Annotated in this window: 19 protein-coding genes; 16 read left to right on the forward strand and 3 right to left on the reverse strand. The window is 42.0% G+C overall.

The annotated features are described in order from the left end of the window. Positions 1-16: 16 nt before the first annotated feature. From ACEW8F_RS10820 to ACEW8F_RS10840, 5 genes are all read left to right on the forward strand, one after another. On the forward strand, positions 17-1,177 hold the full coding sequence (locus tag ACEW8F_RS10820; protein ID WP_373483480.1) for a glycosyltransferase family 2 protein: 1,161 nt from the start codon (positions 17-19) through the stop codon (positions 1,175-1,177). 83 nt (positions 1,178-1,260) lie between these two features. Continuing rightward, positions 1,261-2,997, forward strand: coding sequence for a hypothetical protein (locus ACEW8F_RS10825; protein WP_373483481.1), 1,737 nt, complete (start codon positions 1,261-1,263; stop codon positions 2,995-2,997). Continuing rightward, positions 2,994-3,332, forward strand: coding sequence for a transporter (locus ACEW8F_RS10830; RefSeq protein ID WP_373483482.1), 339 nt, complete (start codon positions 2,994-2,996; stop codon positions 3,330-3,332). The genes ACEW8F_RS10825 and ACEW8F_RS10830 overlap by 4 nt, the downstream gene beginning before the upstream one ends. Then, positions 3,322-3,672, forward strand: coding sequence for an EamA family transporter (locus tag ACEW8F_RS10835; RefSeq protein WP_373483483.1), 351 nt, complete (start codon positions 3,322-3,324; stop codon positions 3,670-3,672). The genes ACEW8F_RS10830 and ACEW8F_RS10835 overlap by 11 nt, the downstream gene beginning before the upstream one ends. Before the next feature lie 78 nt (positions 3,673-3,750). Next, positions 3,751-5,148 carry a DUF6056 family protein gene (locus tag ACEW8F_RS10840; RefSeq protein ID WP_373483484.1) on the forward strand — a complete coding sequence of 466 codons (1,398 nt, stop codon included), beginning with the start codon at positions 3,751-3,753 and terminating at the stop codon, positions 5,146-5,148. Between the two features lie 105 nt (positions 5,149-5,253). On the opposite strand, the gene ACEW8F_RS10845 is transcribed toward ACEW8F_RS10840, so the two are convergent. Then, positions 5,254-6,297 carry an LCP family protein gene (locus tag ACEW8F_RS10845; RefSeq protein WP_373483485.1) on the reverse strand — a complete coding sequence of 348 codons (1,044 nt, stop codon included), beginning with the start codon at positions 6,295-6,297 and terminating at the stop codon, positions 5,254-5,256. A gap of 502 nt (positions 6,298-6,799) precedes the next feature. Between ACEW8F_RS10845 and ACEW8F_RS10850 the strand changes: the two genes are divergently transcribed. The 6 genes from ACEW8F_RS10850 (at position 6,800) to ACEW8F_RS10875 (ending at position 12,781) form a co-directional block, all read left to right on the forward strand. After that, a complete protein-coding gene (locus ACEW8F_RS10850; protein WP_373483486.1) occupies positions 6,800-7,369 on the forward strand; it encodes a hypothetical protein in 570 nt (189 codons plus the stop codon). Positions 7,370-7,373: 4 nt separating this feature from the next. Next, on the forward strand, positions 7,374-8,963 hold the full coding sequence (locus tag ACEW8F_RS10855; RefSeq protein WP_373483487.1) for a hypothetical protein: 1,590 nt from the start codon (positions 7,374-7,376) through the stop codon (positions 8,961-8,963). A 254-nt stretch (positions 8,964-9,217) separates the two neighbouring features. Further along, positions 9,218-9,991: a transporter substrate-binding domain-containing protein gene (locus ACEW8F_RS10860; RefSeq protein ID WP_373483488.1), complete on the forward strand. Its 774-nt coding sequence runs from the start codon at positions 9,218-9,220 to the stop codon at positions 9,989-9,991. A 158-nt stretch (positions 9,992-10,149) separates the two neighbouring features. Next, entirely contained in the window at positions 10,150-10,815 is a 666-nt protein-coding gene (locus tag ACEW8F_RS10865; RefSeq protein ID WP_373483489.1) for an amino acid ABC transporter permease, read from the forward strand. After that, positions 10,796-11,524 (forward strand): amino acid ABC transporter ATP-binding protein, encoded by a 729-nt coding sequence (locus ACEW8F_RS10870; RefSeq protein ID WP_373483490.1) that lies wholly within the window; start codon positions 10,796-10,798, stop codon positions 11,522-11,524. Before ACEW8F_RS10865 ends, ACEW8F_RS10870 begins: the two co-directional genes overlap by 20 nt. Positions 11,525-11,677: 153 nt before the next feature. Next, positions 11,678-12,781 (forward strand): hypothetical protein, encoded by a 1,104-nt coding sequence (locus ACEW8F_RS10875; protein ID WP_373483491.1) that lies wholly within the window; start codon positions 11,678-11,680, stop codon positions 12,779-12,781. 114 nt (positions 12,782-12,895) lie between these two features. On the opposite strand, the gene ACEW8F_RS10880 is transcribed toward ACEW8F_RS10875, so the two are convergent. Both ACEW8F_RS10880 and ACEW8F_RS10885 read right to left on the reverse strand, forming a co-directional pair. Next, positions 12,896-14,134 (reverse strand): glycosyltransferase family 2 protein, encoded by a 1,239-nt coding sequence (locus ACEW8F_RS10880; RefSeq protein ID WP_373483492.1) that lies wholly within the window; start codon positions 14,132-14,134, stop codon positions 12,896-12,898. A gap of 291 nt (positions 14,135-14,425) precedes the next feature. After that, positions 14,426-14,638: a hypothetical protein gene (locus tag ACEW8F_RS10885; RefSeq protein ID WP_373483493.1), complete on the reverse strand. Its 213-nt coding sequence runs from the start codon at positions 14,636-14,638 to the stop codon at positions 14,426-14,428. Positions 14,639-14,793: 155 nt separating this feature from the next. Here ACEW8F_RS10885 and ACEW8F_RS10890 point away from each other — a divergent pair, with 155 nt between their 5' ends. Genes ACEW8F_RS10890 through ACEW8F_RS10910 form a run of 5 tightly spaced genes read left to right on the forward strand, consistent with a single transcriptional unit; the run spans position 14,794 to position 19,548 of the window. Further along, the gene (locus tag ACEW8F_RS10890) at positions 14,794-15,669 is read left to right on the forward strand and encodes an HlyD family efflux transporter periplasmic adaptor subunit (RefSeq protein ID WP_373483494.1); all 876 of its coding nucleotides are present in this window, start codon (positions 14,794-14,796) and stop codon (positions 15,667-15,669) included. Continuing rightward, positions 15,669-16,358 (forward strand): ABC transporter ATP-binding protein, encoded by a 690-nt coding sequence (locus ACEW8F_RS10895; RefSeq protein ID WP_373483495.1) that lies wholly within the window; start codon positions 15,669-15,671, stop codon positions 16,356-16,358. Before ACEW8F_RS10890 ends, ACEW8F_RS10895 begins: the two co-directional genes overlap by 1 nt. Then, positions 16,351-17,523 (forward strand): ABC transporter permease, encoded by a 1,173-nt coding sequence (locus tag ACEW8F_RS10900; RefSeq protein ID WP_373483496.1) that lies wholly within the window; start codon positions 16,351-16,353, stop codon positions 17,521-17,523. Before ACEW8F_RS10895 ends, ACEW8F_RS10900 begins: the two co-directional genes overlap by 8 nt. Before the next feature lie 21 nt (positions 17,524-17,544). Further along, positions 17,545-18,216 (forward strand): response regulator transcription factor, encoded by a 672-nt coding sequence (locus ACEW8F_RS10905; RefSeq protein ID WP_373483497.1) that lies wholly within the window; start codon positions 17,545-17,547, stop codon positions 18,214-18,216. An 18-nt stretch (positions 18,217-18,234) separates the two neighbouring features. After that, entirely contained in the window at positions 18,235-19,548 is a 1,314-nt protein-coding gene (locus ACEW8F_RS10910) for an ATP-binding protein (protein ID WP_373483498.1), read from the forward strand. Positions 19,549-19,623: the final 75 nt, after the last annotated feature.

Here is a 19,623-nt window from a genome sequence, read left to right on the forward strand (position 1 = left end):
TAAAGAGGATAAGTGATTGGAAGAAAGAGAAATCGAGTTAACAATATTAATGCCTTGTCTGAACGAAGCCGAAACATTGGAAATTTGCATCAAGAAGGCGATGTCTTTCTTAACAGATAACAAGGTAAACGGAGAGGTGTTGATTGCCGATAACGGCAGTACAGATGGATCTCAGGATATTGCAACAAGAAACGGCGCCCGGGTCGTTAATATCGAACAAAAGGGATATGGTAGCGCTCTGCGAGGTGGCAGTGAAAACGCCCGCGGTAAATATGTCATTATGGGCGATGCGGACGATAGTTATAATTTTTTGAACCTGATGCCCTTTCTGGAAAAGCTCAGAGCGGGATATGAATTGGTGATGGGAAACCGGTTTAAAGGTGGTATTGAAAAAGGGGCGATGCCGCCACTGCATAAGTATCTGGGCAATCCGGTGTTATCATTTATCGGGCGGATTTTTTATCCCAGTGAGATTAAAGATTTTCATTGCGGGCTAAGGGGTTATAATCGTGCCGCCATAAAGAGTCTTCAGTTGCAAACAACTGGAATGGAATATGCTAGCGAAATGGTTGTTCAGGCAACCTTGCACAAGCTGAGAATGATCGAAGTGCCGACAACCTTATCTCCGGATGGTCGGACACGACCCCCTCATTTGAGAAGCTGGCGGGATGGCTGGCGGCATCTGAAATTTCTGATGATGTACAGTCCTAACTGGACATTCTTGTATCCTGGTCTGATATTATCCGTTCTTGGACTGCTGATGATGATAATCATTGGCGTGGGGCCAACAAAAATCGGCAATGTCAACTTTGGGATCAATACAATGATGTATGGATCGGCGAGCTTGTTGGTGGGTGTCAATATCAGCCTGTTCTCAATGTTTACTAAAGCCTATGCATTAAGTTCGGGATTTATCCCTAATAGTCCCAAAACAATTGGCATTTTTGAGAAGTTTACCGTCGAAAAAGGTGTTGTGATTGGGGTTGTGTTAACCTTTTTAGGTATCGCTGCCACCATTTTTGCGTTTATAATTTGGGGCAACAACTCTTTTGGGAACCTGCAGCCAGAATCAATTATGAAGATAACGATTCCGGCAACAACATTGATTGCCATCGGAATCGAATTGATTTTTGCCAGTTTCTTTTTAGGGATTCTGGAAATCGAAAGAAAAAAATAGCGACATTTCAGACAAGCTGGAAAGAAATGCAGGTTGTCTGTTATTATGTTTGAAAAATTAAAATGATCGAGAGGGGGGATAAGATGGTATCGACAGGTTCGGGAACAGAAAAGAATCGGTTGCGGATATTTATTAATAAATATCGGTTAGTGATTTTCATGATTAGTTTTATTATAATTAAACAATTATTGGTCATTGGCATGCCGCTATTTGCCCATGCTGGTGCCGGACACGATGATCGTTTAATGATTAATATGGCGAACTCGTTAAGCAGTGGCGAGTGGTTAGGTGAGTACTCTGAAAAAACGCTGGTAAAGGGTTTGTTCTTCCCGCTTTTTTTGGTAGCAAATGATGTTTTAGGAATACCTTATTCGCTGTCGATCCCGGGAATTTATGCCCTTGGTTGTATGATCTTTGTTTTTGGAGTAAAAAGACTATTTCAGACAGAGTTTCCACTCTTTATTATTTTTTTAGCACTGCTATTCAATCCGATCTCATTCGCCGATGAAACCTTTCTCAGGATCTATCGAAATAGTTTGACGGCGACCCAGGCATTAATTATCAGCGGCAGCATGTTTGCCGTTTACCTGAATCGCTTTGGAAAAAAATGGCTTCAAATTCTGTGGGCGATTAGTGCCGGGCTTGGACTGGCTTCCCTTTGGCATACCCGGGAAGATGGCATCTGGATTATTCCGTTGGTACTGGGAGTAATTGTGATTACGTCGATATCCATCTTTTTGAAAAAAGAACTGCTGATAAAGGAAAAGGTAAAAAAAACTATCATTACTGTTATACCGGTGATGATACTGATAGTGTCCACCATCATTATTTCCAGTATAAACTACGCTCATTATGGAATCTATACCTCCAATGAGTTGAATAAAAGCAATTTTACGAATGCTATCAAGCTGATCTATTCCGTGGCAGCAAATGAAGAGGTTGAGCGGGCAGCAGTCCCCCGAAGTACGATTTCAAAAATCTATGAGGTATCACCGACGCTTAATACGATTAAAGCAGAATTGGAATCAAGTCTGGATCGCTGGTCCTGGTATGAAAAAGATGCGAAGGTGCGACAGGTCGAAGACGGATTTTTCTTTTGGGCCTTGAGAGAAGCGGTCGCTAATGCCGGCTATTACGAAAATGCGGTAAAAGCAAATGATTTTTATGGAAATTTAGCCAAAGAACTGGAAGCCGGATTTGAAAGCGGCGAGTTAAAACGCAGATCAACGATGCCATCAGCACTGATGTCTCCCTGGCGGGATGGATACTGGGAAGAATTACCGATTGCTTTTTTTAGCACCATCAATTATGTTGTCAGGTTTGAAGCGATTAAAACCAGTATGACTGACAGCATCGATGATGGGAAGAATGGAATCTTGCTTTTTGAAGAAATGACAAACAATTCGGCTCGGATCAAAGGGGAACCAATTTCATTGGGTGTTCAAGTCAGACTGGCGCTTTTAAATGGCATCACCGGAATTTACCAAATCATTGGGTTCATTGCCTTTGTTGCTGCTATTTTAGCTTACGGACTGATTTTAATTTTGATACTCACAAAAAAATTGCGAAATAAATATGGACTGCTGGATTGCTGGTTGGTATTAACCGCCTTGCTATTTAGCGCATGTGTTTTGGCTGGCGGGGTTGCCTATACCGATATTTCTGCCTATGTGGCCATTTCATACTGGTATCTGGCAGGGGCTTATCCATTAATCATTGCATTTAATGTGATCGCGATTTATAAAGTAACAGAAGTGATCGTTAAAATGATTTATACGAAAACAAAAGGACAAAATCGAATCAGATTGAGGGAACAATGAGATTAAAGAACTATTTATTTTTGCATGCAAGTTTATTATTATATTCTTTCGGTTCGGTTTTATCAAAGATGGCCAGCGCAGAAGAATTTCTTTCTTTTGCGTTTATTCTTTACTATGGCCTGTTTTTGGCGGTATTGTTTGTTTATGCACTGCTATGGCAGCAAATTTTAAAACGCTTTCCATTAACAGTGGCATTTGCAAATAAAGCGATTACCATTTTGTGGGGAATTGTCTGGGGCGTTCTGTTTTTTGGAGAAGCATTGCGTTGGGGAATGTTGTTGGGTTCAGTGATTATTGTTTCAGGAATATATTTGGTGGTGAGTGATGATAAATAACGAATGGGTTTATTATGTGCTGTATTTGTTTTCGGTTTTAGTGGCATCACTGTCACAGGTTATTCTGAAAAAAAGTGCCATGATTCATTATGAAAGTCGAATCAGAGAATATCTCAATCCCTATGTGATGGGGGCGTATTTTTTCTTTTTTGGATCTTCACTGTTAACAACCTTTGCCTATCAAGGGGTGCCGCTGACTCTGGGACCAGTTTTAGAATCGACCGGATACATTTATGTCGGGATTTTAGGGATGCTGATTTTAAAAGAAAAACTCAGCCGGCGTAAAATTATTGGCAATGTATTGATCGTCGGTGGAATTCTTGTTTATGCTTTTGTTTAGGAAATAACTTTCAGTAACAACAGGAGACTAATTTCTGAACTGAGAAAATCTGATTTTTAGAATGTAGGTGGGATAGAGATGGATAATGATCGTGTTATTAAAAGATATGAAAGTCGATTGATTCAAAATTTAATGGAGTCCCGAAAAACAAATCTGCTACTTTTTTCGGCAATCGTGGCAGTTACCTTTACTTATATGGTTTTTTTAAATTTCAAAACCCCCCTGATTGCCGATGATTTTGTGTATACTTTTATCTTTGCGACATCAAAGCCGGTAATGAATTTTGGCGATATCATTAATTCGCAGATTTCTTACTATACAACCTGGGGGGGGCGGGTTGTGGCAGAAACATTAACTCAGCTGTTTATGTTTTTAGGAAAAGATGTTTTTAATATTGCTAATAGCCTGTGTTACCTTATTTTTTGTCTGGCTGTTTATTTTCTGGCAGTAGGCCGAAAAATCCGCTTTGAGTTATTATTATTAACCACTGTGTTAATCTGGTTTTTCATCCCGATGTTTGGGCAGACAGTGATGTGGTTAACCGGCTCCTGCAATTATTTATGGTGTGGTACCATCATTCTATTGGCTATTCTTCCCTTTCGTCTGTATGAAGAGAAGCAGACGAAGTTATTAAACAGTATTTGGTTTGCCCTGGCGATGAGTCCCATATTTTTTATTAGTGGGATTACCAATGAAAATACCGCCGGGGCGATGATTTTGATTATGATCATGTTCTGTGCGGTTTATTTTAAACGCAACATTCGAATTCCGGCATTTGCATTCACGGCCTTATTTTTCTCAGCCTGTGGTTTTGGATGCATGATCTTCGCTCCAGGGAACAGCCTGCGGGTAGAAAATGAATCGGCAGTAGCTGAGGTAACCATGATGGTGGGCTCAAATCCGATCATTACCCGGCTTTCATATTTCGCCTACAATCTTTATGCCCTGATGCCGTTGGTGATTTTGGTGACCATCGCTTTTGTTTTATTAAAAAATCAAATAGACAGGAATGAAAAAGATCGAAAAGCATTGGTGAATTTTGGAATTTTTACTGTGGCTGCAACCGCGGCAATGCTGGTAATGCTTCTGCCGCCGAAATTTCCGCCCCGGGCGATGTTTGGGCTGGCGGCATTTTTAATTATCGCTGTTGTTTATGCATTCAGTCGACTCAAATTGACACCAGAACGGATCAGCAAATTTGTGTTAATTCCCGGCTGCGCTGTTTTGTTGTTTTATATAATGTCCTGGGGTTATGTGGGAGTAGACGCCATCACGGTCAACAAACAGTACATCGCCCGGGTTCAGATCATTCAGGAGCATAAGAACGAAGATTTTATTCAGGTGCCGGAAATTGTACCCTTATCCAGCCATAATGGCATGTATGGATTAAAGGATGTCCAACTGGACCCCAACCATTGGGTCAACCGTGCCCTGGCAGATTATTTTGGCATTCCGAATATCATCTTAAAGCCATAGGGCAAAAAAATCGAGCTGCGGTAGACTAGATTCGTTTTGAATAATATTAATGAAAAGCGAACAAAAGCCACCCGTTGCCAAATGCAGCGGGTGGCCTTAATTATGTTAGTTTGACGCTTCTTCGATATAAGAATCTGAATCGTTTGAGGTGCCATTGACGGCATCTTCTATTTCATCACTGATTTCCATTGCCGCATCCGAAGGGGTATAGTCGGTCTCGTATACGAATTGATAGAATGCTTCAATATTTTCGGCCAGGGTGTTGGGGATAACGTAGGAAACGCCATCCAGCATATCAAGCGAAATCAGCTCATCAATGGGGAAGCGACTCTGTTCAATGTCTTTTGAGGGCATTAAGGCCAGGTTTGCACCATATTTGAGCATTTCCATGGTACTTAGGGAAGTTTCCACATAAGGCAAGGTGGCCATTACCAGATTGTATTGATCTTTGACATCGAGATCAAGGGCTTTTGATAATACCTGTTCAAAAACAACCCGCTGCCGCAGGGTGCGATCAAAGTCGCCATCTCCTACATAACGAACTCGGCAGTAGGCCAGAGCCTGGGATCCATCAACAACCTGAGAGCCGATTTCTTCCAGAAAAGGAGAACCGGTTTCGACTTTTTCATTGACATCCATCAGGTATTCATTGACCCAGTCCAGCTCTTCTTCGGTTTCGATATCGATGGTGACACCACCGACGGCATTAACCATCGAAACCATGGCGATGAAATCGATGGTGACGTAATCGGTGATGGTGGTATCAAAATTCTGATTGATGGTTTGAAGAGCCAAATCCGGGCCGCCATAGGCGTAGGCGGCGTTAAGTTTGTCATAGCCGTATTTTTTGTCGATATAAACATAGGTATCGCGCATCAGCGATGCGACCTTGACCTTGCTGTGCTCGTAATCAGCGGTGGCCACCATGATGGTATCGGTCCGGTCGCCATCAACATCATCCCGTCCATCGACGCCGAAAACAGCAATATTGACAATTTTATGATGTTTGGCAAAGCTGGCCGCTTCATCGCTGATTCCATATTTGCTTAAATTTCCTTTCAGATCACTGGTGACATTACCTAAGAAAAAAGCATTAGCGGCAAAACCGGTAGCCATCAGAGAAATAATAATCAGCAATATGGTTCTCATGAATTTTTTCATAAAGCCACTGGATTTTTTCTTTTTTTTCGGTAGTGGTTCAGGAAGGATTATCGGTTTTGTTTTTTCTTTCCGAAAATTCTGTTTCGATTTGGTTTCTGATTTGATGGTTTTTAATGGACGCGTATCTTGTCTTAAGTTTTTATTAGATAATTTCTTGGCGGATGGATTTCGTCTATTTTCAATCACACTCTTTTTTCGATTATTCAAAATTTTACCTCATTTGGAAATCATTCTATCTACACATAAAAAACTTGCAGATTTGCAGCAGAGACGGGATTTGCGAAGCTATTTTCACGTCTTTAATTTGGAAATGAGTCCGAATTACTCTATTTTTAGACTTCTAGTAGGGTATTATATCATATTTGTAAATATTTGTAAAAATAATATAAATAGAAAAAATAAGTGAGCTGTAAATCTTGTTATACATTTTAGGAAAACTTTGTTATAATAGAAAGCAAAGACTGATAGCAAATATAGGAGTGGGGTTATTATGACAAATGAACAGGAACTCAATAAAAAAAATGAGTACTTTGAATATGTTGAATCGCGCATTGAAAATTTAGAAAAACTGATTTTGAAAAAGGATGAAGAATTGAAATCGCTGATTCTTAGAACCGTCCAGAGTGGGGCATCGCAGCCAGAGAAAAAGCTCGACGGGGAAAATTCACAGCGATCTGAGTCAGGAAACTTCGAGCACGTGTTTGAAGATCTGAAGGAAGAAGAAACCCGCTTTTTAAAAAGTGAAGGCGAGGTTCCCAATTACAAGGCTGAAGAGCTCAATAAACAACTGGCCAATATTGAAAAACGGGAAAAAATGGTTCAAGATATGCTGGATTCATTGGGAACAGCCCTTGCTATTTTGAAAAAGCGTCACGAAGAAGTGAATCGAAAAGAAGAAACCCTAAATCGTGAGTATCAGAAGCTTCAGGAAATTGAAGCTTTGTATCGGAGCACCGAAGGTTTGGATGGATTGACTTCGACCTTTGGGCAAATTTCAATCGATGGCAGAAGTTCTCAAGAAAACAACAGAACCTCGCTAAATAGAGATAGCAAGGAGTGATTTGATGAAATTAAGTTTTGGTAAATGTTGGGGTTTGTTGATTTTTGATATCATTGGATTGGCAATCTCCGGTTACGCGTTTTTATTGGGATATCAGGTAATAATGACACTTGCCAACGCAAATGCTTATATTATTCTGATGGGTTTTTTTGTGGGGATTAAGGCCATTGTCTTATCCTTATACGATTTAAACAGAAATTTGCTGCGTAAGAATATTCCCTTCATCGGTGGAGGAATAACAATTCTGGGCAATGGCATTATTTTTGCGATGTGTTTTTTTCTGATACCAGAAGTGCCGCTAACTTTTTTTATTGGCTTGGCCATTTCGGACTTCCTGATTATCACCCTGTGTCATCTGTTATGGTGGGTTCTCATCGGCAAGGATGACAATTATCCAAAAGAACCGAAAGAACGGAAAATATCAGCAAAAGAAGAGCGCGCTCCGAAGAAAGAAAATAAGAAAGCCACTAAAAAAGATTTGAAAAATGAAATGAAAAACGAGTCGGCAAAAGTGGATAAAAATTCAGGGAAAAAAGTGAAAAGCGAAAAAAAAACCTGGCTTTCGCGAGATGATGAAGAAGAATCCGAGTATGACAGCATCTTTACCAGTCTGCTGGAAAACGAAAAAAGAGGACAGCAACGCTATGTGGAATCGCCTAAAGCTGATGCACTAAGAATTATTGAAGAAGAAAAGCGCTATCAAACTAGTGACTTTCTCAATGAAATCAAGGAAAATTTGAAGAAAGAAAATAAAATACCGGTGGAACCAACAGCAGTACAAGGTGGAGTGGCAATGAAACCGGTGGAGCAGGAATTTAACCCATCGCCAGTAAAAATGCCAGCGGGATTACCGCCCACGGAGTCGGCTCTGAAAAAAAAAGCAGGGATTGACTCAACGCCGTTAATGAATAATCATCCAGTTGGAGAAACTATAATGCTACCCTCACAGATATCGGAAGCCACAAACCCGATTTTACTGCAGAATAATCATGATCTTTTTGGTGATTTGCCAACGATCAAAGAAAAAAAACCTGATTTTCAAAAAACGGAGACCGTAAATCTAAGCTCATCTGAAATCGATACATCAGAACTGGGTGATAATGAAGAAGGTTTTCTCTCCATTGAGCGTCGACTGGGTTATCTGTTTCATGAAATCGAAAAATCCATGAAGGAAACCCAATATCTTCAAGGCGCAATCAGTAATTTTCAGAAGGAAGTGGAAAACTATGAACCCATTGCCGGCGATGAAAAAATTGTTGCCGCCGGAAATTTGATTCGGGAAAAGCTGAAAATGATCATTGATAAGCAATTTGTTGTGGATGAGGTGCTGGATGATCTGATTCGCCTATCCAAACTGATCAATAAACGGATCAATGATTTAGATGTTATTGAAGCGGGACTGAACCAGCGCAAGATTGCTTTGGATCAAAAAGACTTGCTATTGGTTGAAGCCCGAAACCGGAATACGGTGAAGAAAGAAGTAGAAATTCTGCCGGAAGAAGTGGTACTGGAAAATTTAGGCGCTGAGTTTATCGTGGCCGAAGGTGACTATGAATCGATCCGAAAATATCTGACTGAAAACCCGGAAGAATAGATCGGGATTAAGCCAGCAAAACCGCAAAACATAACCGGATGTGTGCGCTGAGCCTGTACGAGACTGGCGCACACTGAAAATCGCTATGTTGTATCCATATCGATCATTCGGGAAACAATAACCATCCTTTTGTTATAATCGATGGTTTTTTTTTATTGCGAATTTTTAATAAAAATGATATACTGCTACCTGTATAAAAGTGGGTGTATTGGCTAAAGATACATTAAAACTTATTATTATTAGGAGGAAAAGAAATGAAAAGAATCGCAAAGCTCGGTGTTTTGGTTATGGTAGCGGCCATGGTTTTATCACTTGCTGCTTGTTCCGGCGGAACAACAAAAACTAGCAGTGATACAAAGAAATATGTAATCGCTACAGATACAACATTCAAACCATTTGAATATGAAAATGAAAAAGGTGAACGGGTTGGGATTGATATTGATCTTTTAACGGCAATTGCTAAAGACCAGGGATTCGAATTTGAATTAAAAGCAGTTGGTTTTGACGCTGCCTTAGGGGAAGTATCCACCGGACAGTCTGATGGTATGATCGCCGGCATGAGTATTACCGACGAACGTAAAAAAACCTTTGATTTTTCTGATCCATACTTTGATTCAGGTGTAGTTATGGCAGTATCTGCTTCAAACGATACAATTAAGGGGTATGCCGATTTAAAAGGACAAAAGGTAGCTGTCAAAACAGGAACTGAAGGTGCAACCTTTGCAGAATCAATTAAAGATCAATATGGTTTTACAACGGTCTCTTTCCCAGATTCAGCTAATATGTATGAAGATGTCAAAGCCGGAAATTCGGCAGCTTTGTTTGAAGACTATCCCGTAGTTGGTGATGCCATCGCCAGCGGTGTGCCGCTTAAAATGGTCACTGAAATGGAAAAAGGCAGTTCTTATGGCTTCGCAGTGAAATTGGGTCAAAATCCTGAGTTAATTGAGATGTTCAATACCGGTTTAGCTAATTTAAGAGCTAATGGCGAGTATCAAAAAATTCTCGATACATATATCAAAAAATAATCTGTTAGAAAAAATTTAACACGTTATTAATTTTGAAATCATCTGTCAGCATATGCTGACAGATGATTTCTCTAAGTTATCTAAAAGTGTTTACTCGCGTGATCGCTTGCGTGTGAGTAAAGACTGTTGGACAACTGGAACCAGAGAAGGAGGTTGACGTGAATATACTAGCATTAATTGTACAGTATTGGCCCCGCCTGATAGCAGGACTGGGTTTAACGGTTCAAATTACAATCATTTCCCTTATTTTAGCAGGTATTTTAGGCATGGTTTTTGGTCTCTTATCGGTATCGAAGCGGAAAAGTTTTAGAGCAATTGCTCTTGTTTATGTGGATATTGTCCGGGGGACCCCATTATTGGTACAGGCATTTTTCATTTACTTTGGTATCCCAGCGGCTTTAGGAATCCAATCAGATCCTGTTGTTTCCGGCGTTATTACCTTAAGTCTGAATGCTGGCGGCTATCTGGCCGAGATCGTCCGCGGTGGGATTGAGTCCATCAGCAGAGGTCAGATGGAAGCAGCCAGAAGCTTGGGTTTACCCTACGGAATGGCAATGCGGAGTGTCATTTTACCCCAGGCGATCCGAACCATGACTCCGGCGCTGATCAATCAATGTATTATCACTCTCAAGGATACGTCACTGCTTTCTGTTATTGGGGTGACCGAATTAACCCAGACCGGACGGCTGATCATTGCCAATAATTATCAATCCTTTGAGGTATGGGCCATTGTAGCAATGATGTACTTTGTCATCATTATGATCTTATCGAAGATCTCAAAACGAATTGAAAGGAAAATGTCTTATGGGAAAAGTAAAAATTAAGAACCTGAAAAAGAGTTTTGGCGATTTAGAAGTCCTGAAAGATATTAACCTGGAGGTTAAAGAACGAGAAGTGATCTGTATTATTGGTGCTTCAGGTTCGGGGAAGAGTACCTTACTGAGATGTATCAACGCCCTGGAAGACGCCAGCAGCGGTACAGTTGAAGTGGATGGCAATGATATTACCAGGGCTGATGGTAATATCAACAAATATCGGCAGGATATTGGCATGGTTTTTCAGCAGTTTAACCTCTTCCCGCATATGACGGTTTTAAAAAATATTTCTTTTGCACCAGTAGCGCTTAAACTCAAAACAAAAAATGAAGCCGAAGAAGCGGCACTGAAACTGCTAAGACGGGTTGATCTGGAAGAAAAAGCCAATGTTTATCCGGAACAGCTGTCTGGGGGACAACAGCAACGGGTAGCCATTGCCCGGGCTCTGGCGATGAATCCGGATGTGATGCTTTTCGATGAACCAACTTCAGCCCTGGATCCCGAAATGGTTGGGGAAGTTTTGAATGTTATGAAGCAACTGGCAAAAGATGGCATGACGATGATTGTTGTAACCCATGAAATGGGATTTGCCAGAGAGGTGGCTGATCGGGTAATCTTTATTGATGAAGGTTTTATCGTCGAGGAAGGTCCCCCAAGTGAGATATTCGGTAATCCCAAGAATCAGAGAACCATCAATTTCTTGAATAAGGTTTTATAATTTCGATTATTTTATTAAGTTCGGATATCAGGAAGTTAAAAGATCGATGATAATGAAAACCATCTTGTGAAAGGTGGTTTTTTTTGGCAAGTGGTAATGATTTTATTTTGAGGGTATAATTGGATATAGAATGCCAGAGAGGGGATTAAAGCGATGATGATGATTAAAGAGCGTTTAATTGATTGGTTTGATTGGATTAAAACAAGGATAATGGAAAACAAACAGAGGACCGGAGCCTTGCTATGCGCCTTTCTTACTCTGATTGGATTCTTTTTGCCATTTATCAGTGCCAAGGCCGATGTATCGGTATCGGGGATCATGAACAATAGCATGGCAGTGATTAGCCCCGAGTACGACATGATCAATTTTTCATTAAGTGATTTTGTCTTGCAGGAACCCATTGACGCGTTTGAGATATATGGGATTCCCCTTGGTAATCTTAAAATACTTGATCAGCCGGTCCTGGAAATGCTAAGAAATCCACTGCCGGATAAGGGTTACGTCAGTAGTGTGAATGAGGCCTTATCAAGCCCGGCATTGGATTATCTGGTCGATCCCAAGGTTCAGGAAATTGTCGCCACCCGGTTTAGTAATGGGGCAAACATCAATACCATTCTCAGTGACCTATGGAATATAATTCAAAGCGCCAGAAATATTGCGGGTAAGGTCAATGATGTGACTATTCAGGCCCGTCAGTCCATGGATCAGGTCAACGCTGCGATGGCAACTATCGATGGTTATAAAGCCACTGCGAATGGGTCCATTCTCATTCTGTTTCTTGTTATCATTGGTTTAATGGCGCTCATTTTATATAAACGAGCCAGCATTAAACTATCTATTTTTATTTCCGGATTATTATCGGTTCTGTTTATGTCGGTTGGTATTGGTATTGCTGTTGCCAATAATAAAATTAATGAGCAGCTTGCCAGTTTGGCAAATCAGGTGAATAACGGCATTGTGGATGCCCTGAGAGCCATATTAACTGGAACATTTGGCGATTTGGGGACATTTATTGCCAATTATATTAGCGGCCAGGCAAATTTCCTGGTAATGGCCTTTACTCTCCAGTTGGAAGCCGGGTATTGGATCAGTCTGCTTGGTTTGCTGGGAACCTTTATACTACTGATATTGACAGCCCGAAAAGAGCAACGGATCAAAGTGGAAGCGGAAATACAAACCGAGCTGGATGAATCGGTTTTAGCTGAAGAAATCGATGAAGCGCTTGAAGCCCAGAAAGACCTGCAAGCTGAGGCCTAATTAAACGAAGCTAGTGAAATGGAACAGCTAAAAATTGATGAAATTAGAAAATAGTTGGTTTAATAAAAATAAATTAAAGCTAAAAAAAGGATGATCCGTGGATCATCCTTTTGCTTATTCGACTAATTGAGAGATCTTGATGCTTTTGGTATGCTCAATGGGTTCCCAGATTTCAATTGGTTTGACAAAACATAACACATTGATGGGAATCCAGGAGGCCAGGTAAAACCAGAAAGAAAAAACCGAAATATTGTTGATCTGACGGAGTTTTTTGCCTTCCAGCCATAAAACTATGGTGGTAAAGACCACGCTGAAGATGACGCCGCCAATTGAAAAGAGAATGGCGAAGTTCAAAGCGTTGGACCAGACACTAGTAGTGATAAATAGCATTCCCAGGATGATAAAGGAACAAATAGTATAAATGCAGGTTAATACTTGCATAAAGGGAGCAACCAGAAACATCAGCATATCCATAGCACAACGATTTTTATCCTTGATCACCGCGTCGATAAGTTGTGGTGAATACTGGTTAAAGCACTGAATCGTACCAGTCGACCAACGTTTGCGCTGAGACCAGGATTGATCAAAGGTAATCGGATGCTCGTCGTAGGTAACCGCTTCGGGAACCCAGGCGACCCGGTAACCCTTGATGATGCACTGGGTGGTAAATTCGATATCTTCGGTCAGGCTGAAAGTTTTGAAACCTTCTTTTTTGATCACGTCAGCATGCATCATAAACCCGGTTCCGTTTAAGGTCGCGGACCAGCCCAGTTTATGGCGAGCCAGGTTCATAAAACGATTAAGGGTCCAGTAAAACACCGATTGGCAACCAGAAATCCAGGAATCATTGGGATTTTTGCTGTCCCGGTAGCCTTGCGCAATTTTTTCACCCGATTCAAGAACATTGTTCATCGCGGCGATAAAATGTTTATCAACCAGGTTATCGGCATCAAAGACGCAGAAGGCATCGTAAACATCATTTTCTTTAAAAATATAATCAAAGAATTGAGAAAGGGCGGCGCCCTTTGACTTAACTTCGGCTGTACAGGTCATGATCCTGGCACCATGAGAAAGGGCCACTTCTTCGGTATTATCGGTGCAATTATTAGGAATAACATACACATCCATTAATTCTTCCGGATAATCCTGCTGCTGAAGGCTTTCGATGAGATTGCCAATAACCGCAGCCTCGTTTCTTGCAGCAACCACCACGGCAATGCGGTTTTTGGGAGGGGAGAGGGTGTATTTATTGTGTTTGGTATACCCAAATAGTCCGATAGCTAAGTAGTAGATACCATAAACAAAAAACGGGATGCCTAAAATAAATAACAGCGTAAAAATTTGTGAAACCATCTCTATTTAATTTCTCCTTCATATTAAGTTATATCGATCGTTATGAAAGCCGGAAACAAATTGTGCTGTTCGGTTCCAATAACTACCTGATATAGTATAAATGCTTTTTTATCATGACACAACCACCAGGAATTGTCATTCATGGTGGTTGTGTGTAGTTTATGTTCGGCGCATTTAAGTTCCTTCATTTTAACACGAAATAGCGTATTTATCAAGGATATGGGGTCTTTCCTGAAAACGAGATCATCGATATTTTAAGGTTATTCAAAGGTTTGTATTGATTTTGCGTATTTATAAATCCTCTAAATTATCTTTAATCAGGCGGGTACGTGGCATTTCGGTTTTATGCATATTGGAAAAATAACCCCAGAGCATAACCAATCCGATTGGCCAAATGAGGAGACTCCAAACAACAAGCCACCACTTGGAATAATAAAATGGTTTTTTTTCGGTGCTATCCTCTATTTCATTTTCTTCCATCATATCTAATTTATCTTCTAACATTGTCACATCCTCCTTTATTTTATTTGTTGAATTATAGATACCCCAAAACTGAAAAAAGCAACAAAAAAACTTAAAAAATTAAAGGGTTCATTTTTGATTCATATTGAATGTTTAAAATGCTGGTATAAAATAAATTCAATGATTGGAGGATCGACGTGAAAAAAGGAAAAACAAAAAAGATTATTATTGGTAGTGTTGTTGCGGTATTAGTGATTGCGGGAGGATTTTTAGGATATCAGGTTTTTGCAAATTCTGCAAAAGATCAATATACTGAGACCCTGGCGACAGTGGGAAGTATTGTGAATGACAATCGTTTTTCAGGGGTAATTGAAAGTCAGTCCCGGGAAGATATCTTGGCATCCGGCGAACTGGAAATATACGAGCTGTATGTTGGTGAAGGCGAACTAATTGGCGAAGAGACGGATCTTTATGAACCGGTTTCAGGGGATATTGTCACCTCATCCGTGGCCGGGGAAGTTGCCGAGATTTATTATGATGAAGATGAAACCGTGGCCGCTGGTGGGAAAATTATGGAGATCGTCGATTTTACCAATCTTCAGGTCAGCATTAAGGTGGACGAATATCAATTGTCAACGCTGGCCGTGGGGGTACCGGTTACCATCAATATCGACAGCATTGGGCGCAGCGTTCAGGGATCTGTCAGTGAAATCAGCCGGGAAGCCAAAAACGAAAATGGGGTGGCCTATTTTACCGCTATCGTTGATTTTCAAGGCGATGCGCAGATTCGCATCGGTATGAATGCCGAAGTGGTTATTGTCAAGGAAAGTGCCGAGAATGTATTGATGGTACCGGTGGATGCTATTCAATTTGGGACTGACAACGAAAGCTTTGTGTTGGCCAAAAGCGAATCTGAAGATCCCGAGCAGCGCCCGGTGATCACCGGGATTACCGATGGCATCAATATTCAAATCACTGAAGGTCTTGCCGAAAATGAGGTGGTTTTAATTCCCGTGATGACAACCACAGAGACTTCAACCTTCCAAAGACCGGAAACTGGTGGTGAAATCTAATGCCTGAAAAAATATTGGAAATGAAGAACCTGGTTAAAACCTATATAATGGGTGAAGAAGAGCAGGTGGTTTTGAAAGGGATTGATCTTTTGATCAATCGGGGCGATTTTCTTTCCGTCCTGGGACCATCGGGCTCGGGAAAATCCACCTTGATGAACATTATCGGCTGTCTGGATGTACCAACCAGCGGCACCTATTATCTGTCCGGGGAGTTGATTCGCGATCTGCCAGAGGTGGATCTTTCCCATATCCGAAACCGCGAAATCGGCTTTATTTTTCAGCAGTTTCAACTGCTGCAGCGGTTATCGGCCCAAAAAAATGTGGAGCTGCCGCTTATTTATGCCGGAGTGCCCGAGAAAGAGCGACAACAGCGAAGTGCCCATATTCTAGAACGAGTAGGATTGGCAGATAAAATGAAAAACCGCCCCAATCAGTTATCCGGCGGCCAGCAGCAGCGGGTGGCTATTGCCAGAGCCCTGGTCACCGAGCCAACCATTTTGCTGGCCGATGAACCCACTGGTGCTCTCGATCAACAGACCGGGCATCAAATTATGAACCTGTTTAAAGAACTATATGAAGAAGGAAAAACCATTGTGATGATCACTCATGATGCCGATGTGGCTAAAAATGGCAGTCGGATTGTCCGGATTGTCGATGGGAATCTCAGTGAGGGGGTATACAATGCTTAAGGAAAGTATTAAAATGGCACTAGAAAATATCATCAGCAATAAAATGCGGTCCTTTCTCACCATGTTGGGCATTATTATCGGGGTGGGATCGGTGATTGCGCTGATCACCATTGTTTCCGGAGCAACCAGCACCGTTACCGATCAGGTGGCTTCCATGGGGGCCAATACAGTGACCGTCCAGATCCAGGGAACACCATTGAAACAGGGGCTGACCCAGGGTGATGTCAACAAGATTTCCGAACTTGCTAATGTCGAAGGGGTCGCTCCGACCATTTCCGGCCAAACAACAGTGGCCTTCAATGGAAACACCATGGATGAGATTGCCCTCCAGGGCAAAAATGATGTTTACTTTGAGAACACCGAAGATGTTATTTCCGCTGGCCGGATCATTAGTACCATTGATACCGAAAATCAGAGCCGGGTGGTGCTGATTGGAAATGACATCGCCAATGAACTTTATGTGGGGAAAAACCCCATCGGTCAGGAAATAAAAATTGGTGGCATTACCTATAACGTCATCGGGATCTTACAGGAGTCAGACAGTTTTGCCTCCACTGACACCAATAATTCGGTAATCATCCCCTATACCACCGCCATGGGTGTGGTCGGAGCAAAATACATTAACAGTATGACTGTCTACATTGCTGACGAGGCCCTGGCGGATACCACAACCCGGCAAATTGAAGGGGTTTTAACAAAAGCATTCAATGGTGACGAAGATGGGTACTCGATTGTCAATATGCAGAGTATCCTGGAGACGATTGAAGAAATGACCAGCATTCTTTCGATGATGCTGGCAGGGATCGCCTCGATTTCATTGGTCGTAGGCGGCATTGGGATCATGAACATGATGCTGGTTTCGGTCACCGAACGTACCAGTGAAATCGGTTTGCGCAAGGCATTGGGAGCAGAGCCCAAACAGATTCAGCTCCAGTTTCTGATTGAGTCGGTGGTACTCTGCCTGATTGGTGGCATCATCGGCTTTATGCTGGGGGTCAGCCTGGCCTGGGTGGTGGCCAATCTGATCGGAACCAGCTTTGCCCTGACCGCCTCCACCGTTGTATTAGCGATTGGCTTTTCTGCCGCCATCGGTGTGGTTTTTGGTTTTATGCCGGCCCGCAAGGCTTCCCGTCTGAACCCCATTGATGCCCTGCGAAGTATTTAGGAGAGAAAACAGGAGAATAAAATGTTCAGTATATTGATTTGTGAGGATGACAACCACATTCGCCGCCTGTTTCGGGATACTCTGGAAAAAGAAGGCTATTCGGTTTTTGAAGCAATTGACGGCGTCATGGCGCTGGAAGAGCTGGAAAAAAATCACATTGATCTGTTAATCACCGATGTGATGATGCCGCATATGGATGGACATGTTTTGACCAAAACCCTCAGGGATGGGGGCTTTGAGCTCCCGATCCTGATGATCACTGCCAGAGAAAGCATTGATGATAAAAAAACCGGTTTTAAAGCCGGTTCTGATGATTATATGGTCAAGCCGGTGGATATGGATGAAATGCTGCTGCGGGTCTTTGCTTTATTGCGGCGGGCCAAAATTGCCAGTGAACAGCGGCTGGTGGTGGGAAAAACGATCCTGGATTATGAGGCCTTGACCTTAAGCATTGATGATGAAATCATCACCCTGCCAAAAAAAGAGTTTTTGCTGCTGTTTAAACTGCTATCGGCATCCAACCGTATTTTTACCCGGGCCCAAATTATGGACGAAATCTGGGGATATGAAAGTGAAAGTGATCACCGCACCGTTGATGTCCATATCAAACGATTACGGGAAAAACTGGAAAATAACCGGGATTTTGAAATCATCACCGTCAAAGGCCTGGGCTATAAAGTCCGGGTTTTATAGTCGGGCATAAGGAGTCATATGAAAAATAAAATTTTTCATTCAATCTATACAAAATTTCTGGTGACCTTTTTAGGAGTGCTTTTTTTCTCATCCACCTTAACCTTTGGGGTGATTTATTGGTCCCAGTTGGGAAGTATTCTTGATCAGATCCGGGTGGAATTGGTTAACCAGGCCCAGGCGGTTCAGAACCTGAATCATGAAAACTTGAGTGATGATGCGATCACCGGTTTATATGCTCAGGGAATTGTGGTATCCCGGATCTATGACAGTCTGGATGAAGTGGGGGCAGTGCTTTCAGAGGATGAGCGAGAAAAACTCGAAAAGGGAGAGATTGTCTACCTGATTGCCTACCAGGCCCACGACTTACCCATGGCTCTGGGAAAACTGACGGATGGTTATGTTGTCAGCATGCCAAATCTGGAAAAAAATCAAATCGCCGGTTTTATAAACCTTCAGCGGACTACCATGCTGGTAACCCTATTAATTGGTTCGGTGCTGATTGTCATTGCCGTAGCGATGATTGCAAAACCGATTAAAGCCGTTTCGGAAGCCACCAAAAAAGTAGCCGATGGTGATTTTGATATCAGACTTGCGGTACGGGGCAAGGATGAACTGGCGGTGCTGGCCCGAAATTTTAATATTATGACCGCAGCGCTTTCTCGCAATGACTACATCCATCGGGATTTTGTCAGTAATGTATCCCATGAGTTTAAAACCCCGATCGCCTCCATTAAAGGATTTGGCAAGCTCTTAAAAGATCCTGATATTACCGAAATCCAGCGGCAGGAATACATCGACATTATTGTCGACGAAAGCGATCGGCTGTGGAAACTGTCGGCCAATGTATTAAAACTTTCGGAATTGGAGAATGGCGTTCTGGGGCTGAAGAAAGAAGCCTTTGCGCTGGATGAATCAATCCGGCGGGTGGTACTGCTGCTTCAGGAAAAGTGGGAAGCTAAAAATATCGATCTGGATATCCAATTGGATGAAATTAGCTACAAGGGAGACCAGGAGCTGATGGCCCAGGTTATTATCAATCTTTTGACAAATGCCATTCATCATACCCCGATAAATGGTGAAATCGGCATTGATCTCCACGCAACAGCCAAAGAAATTGTAATAAAAATAGTCGATACCGGAAAGGGCATCACCAAGGAGGATCAGGAAAAAATATTTGATCGCTTTTATAAGGCCGACCAATCGCGCAGCACTCCGGGTACCGGGCTGGGACTCACCATATCTCAGCGTATTGTGAGTCTTCACAGTGGAACCATTACCGTCGAAAGTGCGCTAGGAAAGGGAAGCACCTTTTTTGTCAGACTGCCCCAATAAAAAAAGCAGGGAGCAGCTCTGATCGTTCGTAACGATCAGAGCTGCTCCCTTTTATTTGGATTATCTATGGTAGGT

Source organism: Acetobacterium sp. (genome assembly GCF_041752335.1).
In the GTDB taxonomy this organism is placed as follows: Bacteria; Bacillota; Clostridia; order Eubacteriales; family Eubacteriaceae; genus Acetobacterium.

Coding starts and splice junctions, on each gene's coding strand:
- ACEW8F_RS10830 (WP_373483482.1), top strand. CDS start 2,994: ATGAGATTAAAGAACTATTTATTTTTGCATGCAAGTTTATTATTATAT.
- ACEW8F_RS10855 (WP_373483487.1), top strand. CDS start 7,374: ATGAAATTAAGTTTTGGTAAATGTTGGGGTTTGTTGATTTTTGATATC.
- ACEW8F_RS10860 (WP_373483488.1), top strand. CDS start 9,218: ATGAAAAGAATCGCAAAGCTCGGTGTTTTGGTTATGGTAGCGGCCATG.
- ACEW8F_RS10850 (WP_373483486.1), top strand. CDS start 6,800: ATGACAAATGAACAGGAACTCAATAAAAAAAATGAGTACTTTGAATAT.
- ACEW8F_RS10885 (WP_373483493.1), bottom strand. CDS start 14,638: ATGTTAGAAGATAAATTAGATATGATGGAAGAAAATGAAATAGAGGAT.
- ACEW8F_RS10835 (WP_373483483.1), top strand. CDS start 3,322: ATGATAAATAACGAATGGGTTTATTATGTGCTGTATTTGTTTTCGGTT.
- ACEW8F_RS10910 (WP_373483498.1), top strand. CDS start 18,235: ATGAAAAATAAAATTTTTCATTCAATCTATACAAAATTTCTGGTGACC.
- ACEW8F_RS10845 (WP_373483485.1), bottom strand. CDS start 6,297: ATGAGAACCATATTGCTGATTATTATTTCTCTGATGGCTACCGGTTTT.
- ACEW8F_RS10870 (WP_373483490.1), top strand. CDS start 10,796: ATGGGAAAAGTAAAAATTAAGAACCTGAAAAAGAGTTTTGGCGATTTA.
- ACEW8F_RS10840 (WP_373483484.1), top strand. CDS start 3,751: ATGGATAATGATCGTGTTATTAAAAGATATGAAAGTCGATTGATTCAA.
- ACEW8F_RS10905 (WP_373483497.1), top strand. CDS start 17,545: ATGTTCAGTATATTGATTTGTGAGGATGACAACCACATTCGCCGCCTG.
- ACEW8F_RS10875 (WP_373483491.1), top strand. CDS start 11,678: ATGATGATGATTAAAGAGCGTTTAATTGATTGGTTTGATTGGATTAAA.
- ACEW8F_RS10880 (WP_373483492.1), bottom strand. CDS start 14,134: ATGGTTTCACAAATTTTTACGCTGTTATTTATTTTAGGCATCCCGTTT.
- ACEW8F_RS10900 (WP_373483496.1), top strand. CDS start 16,351: ATGCTTAAGGAAAGTATTAAAATGGCACTAGAAAATATCATCAGCAAT.
- ACEW8F_RS10895 (WP_373483495.1), top strand. CDS start 15,669: ATGCCTGAAAAAATATTGGAAATGAAGAACCTGGTTAAAACCTATATA.
- ACEW8F_RS10825 (WP_373483481.1), top strand. CDS start 1,261: ATGGTATCGACAGGTTCGGGAACAGAAAAGAATCGGTTGCGGATATTT.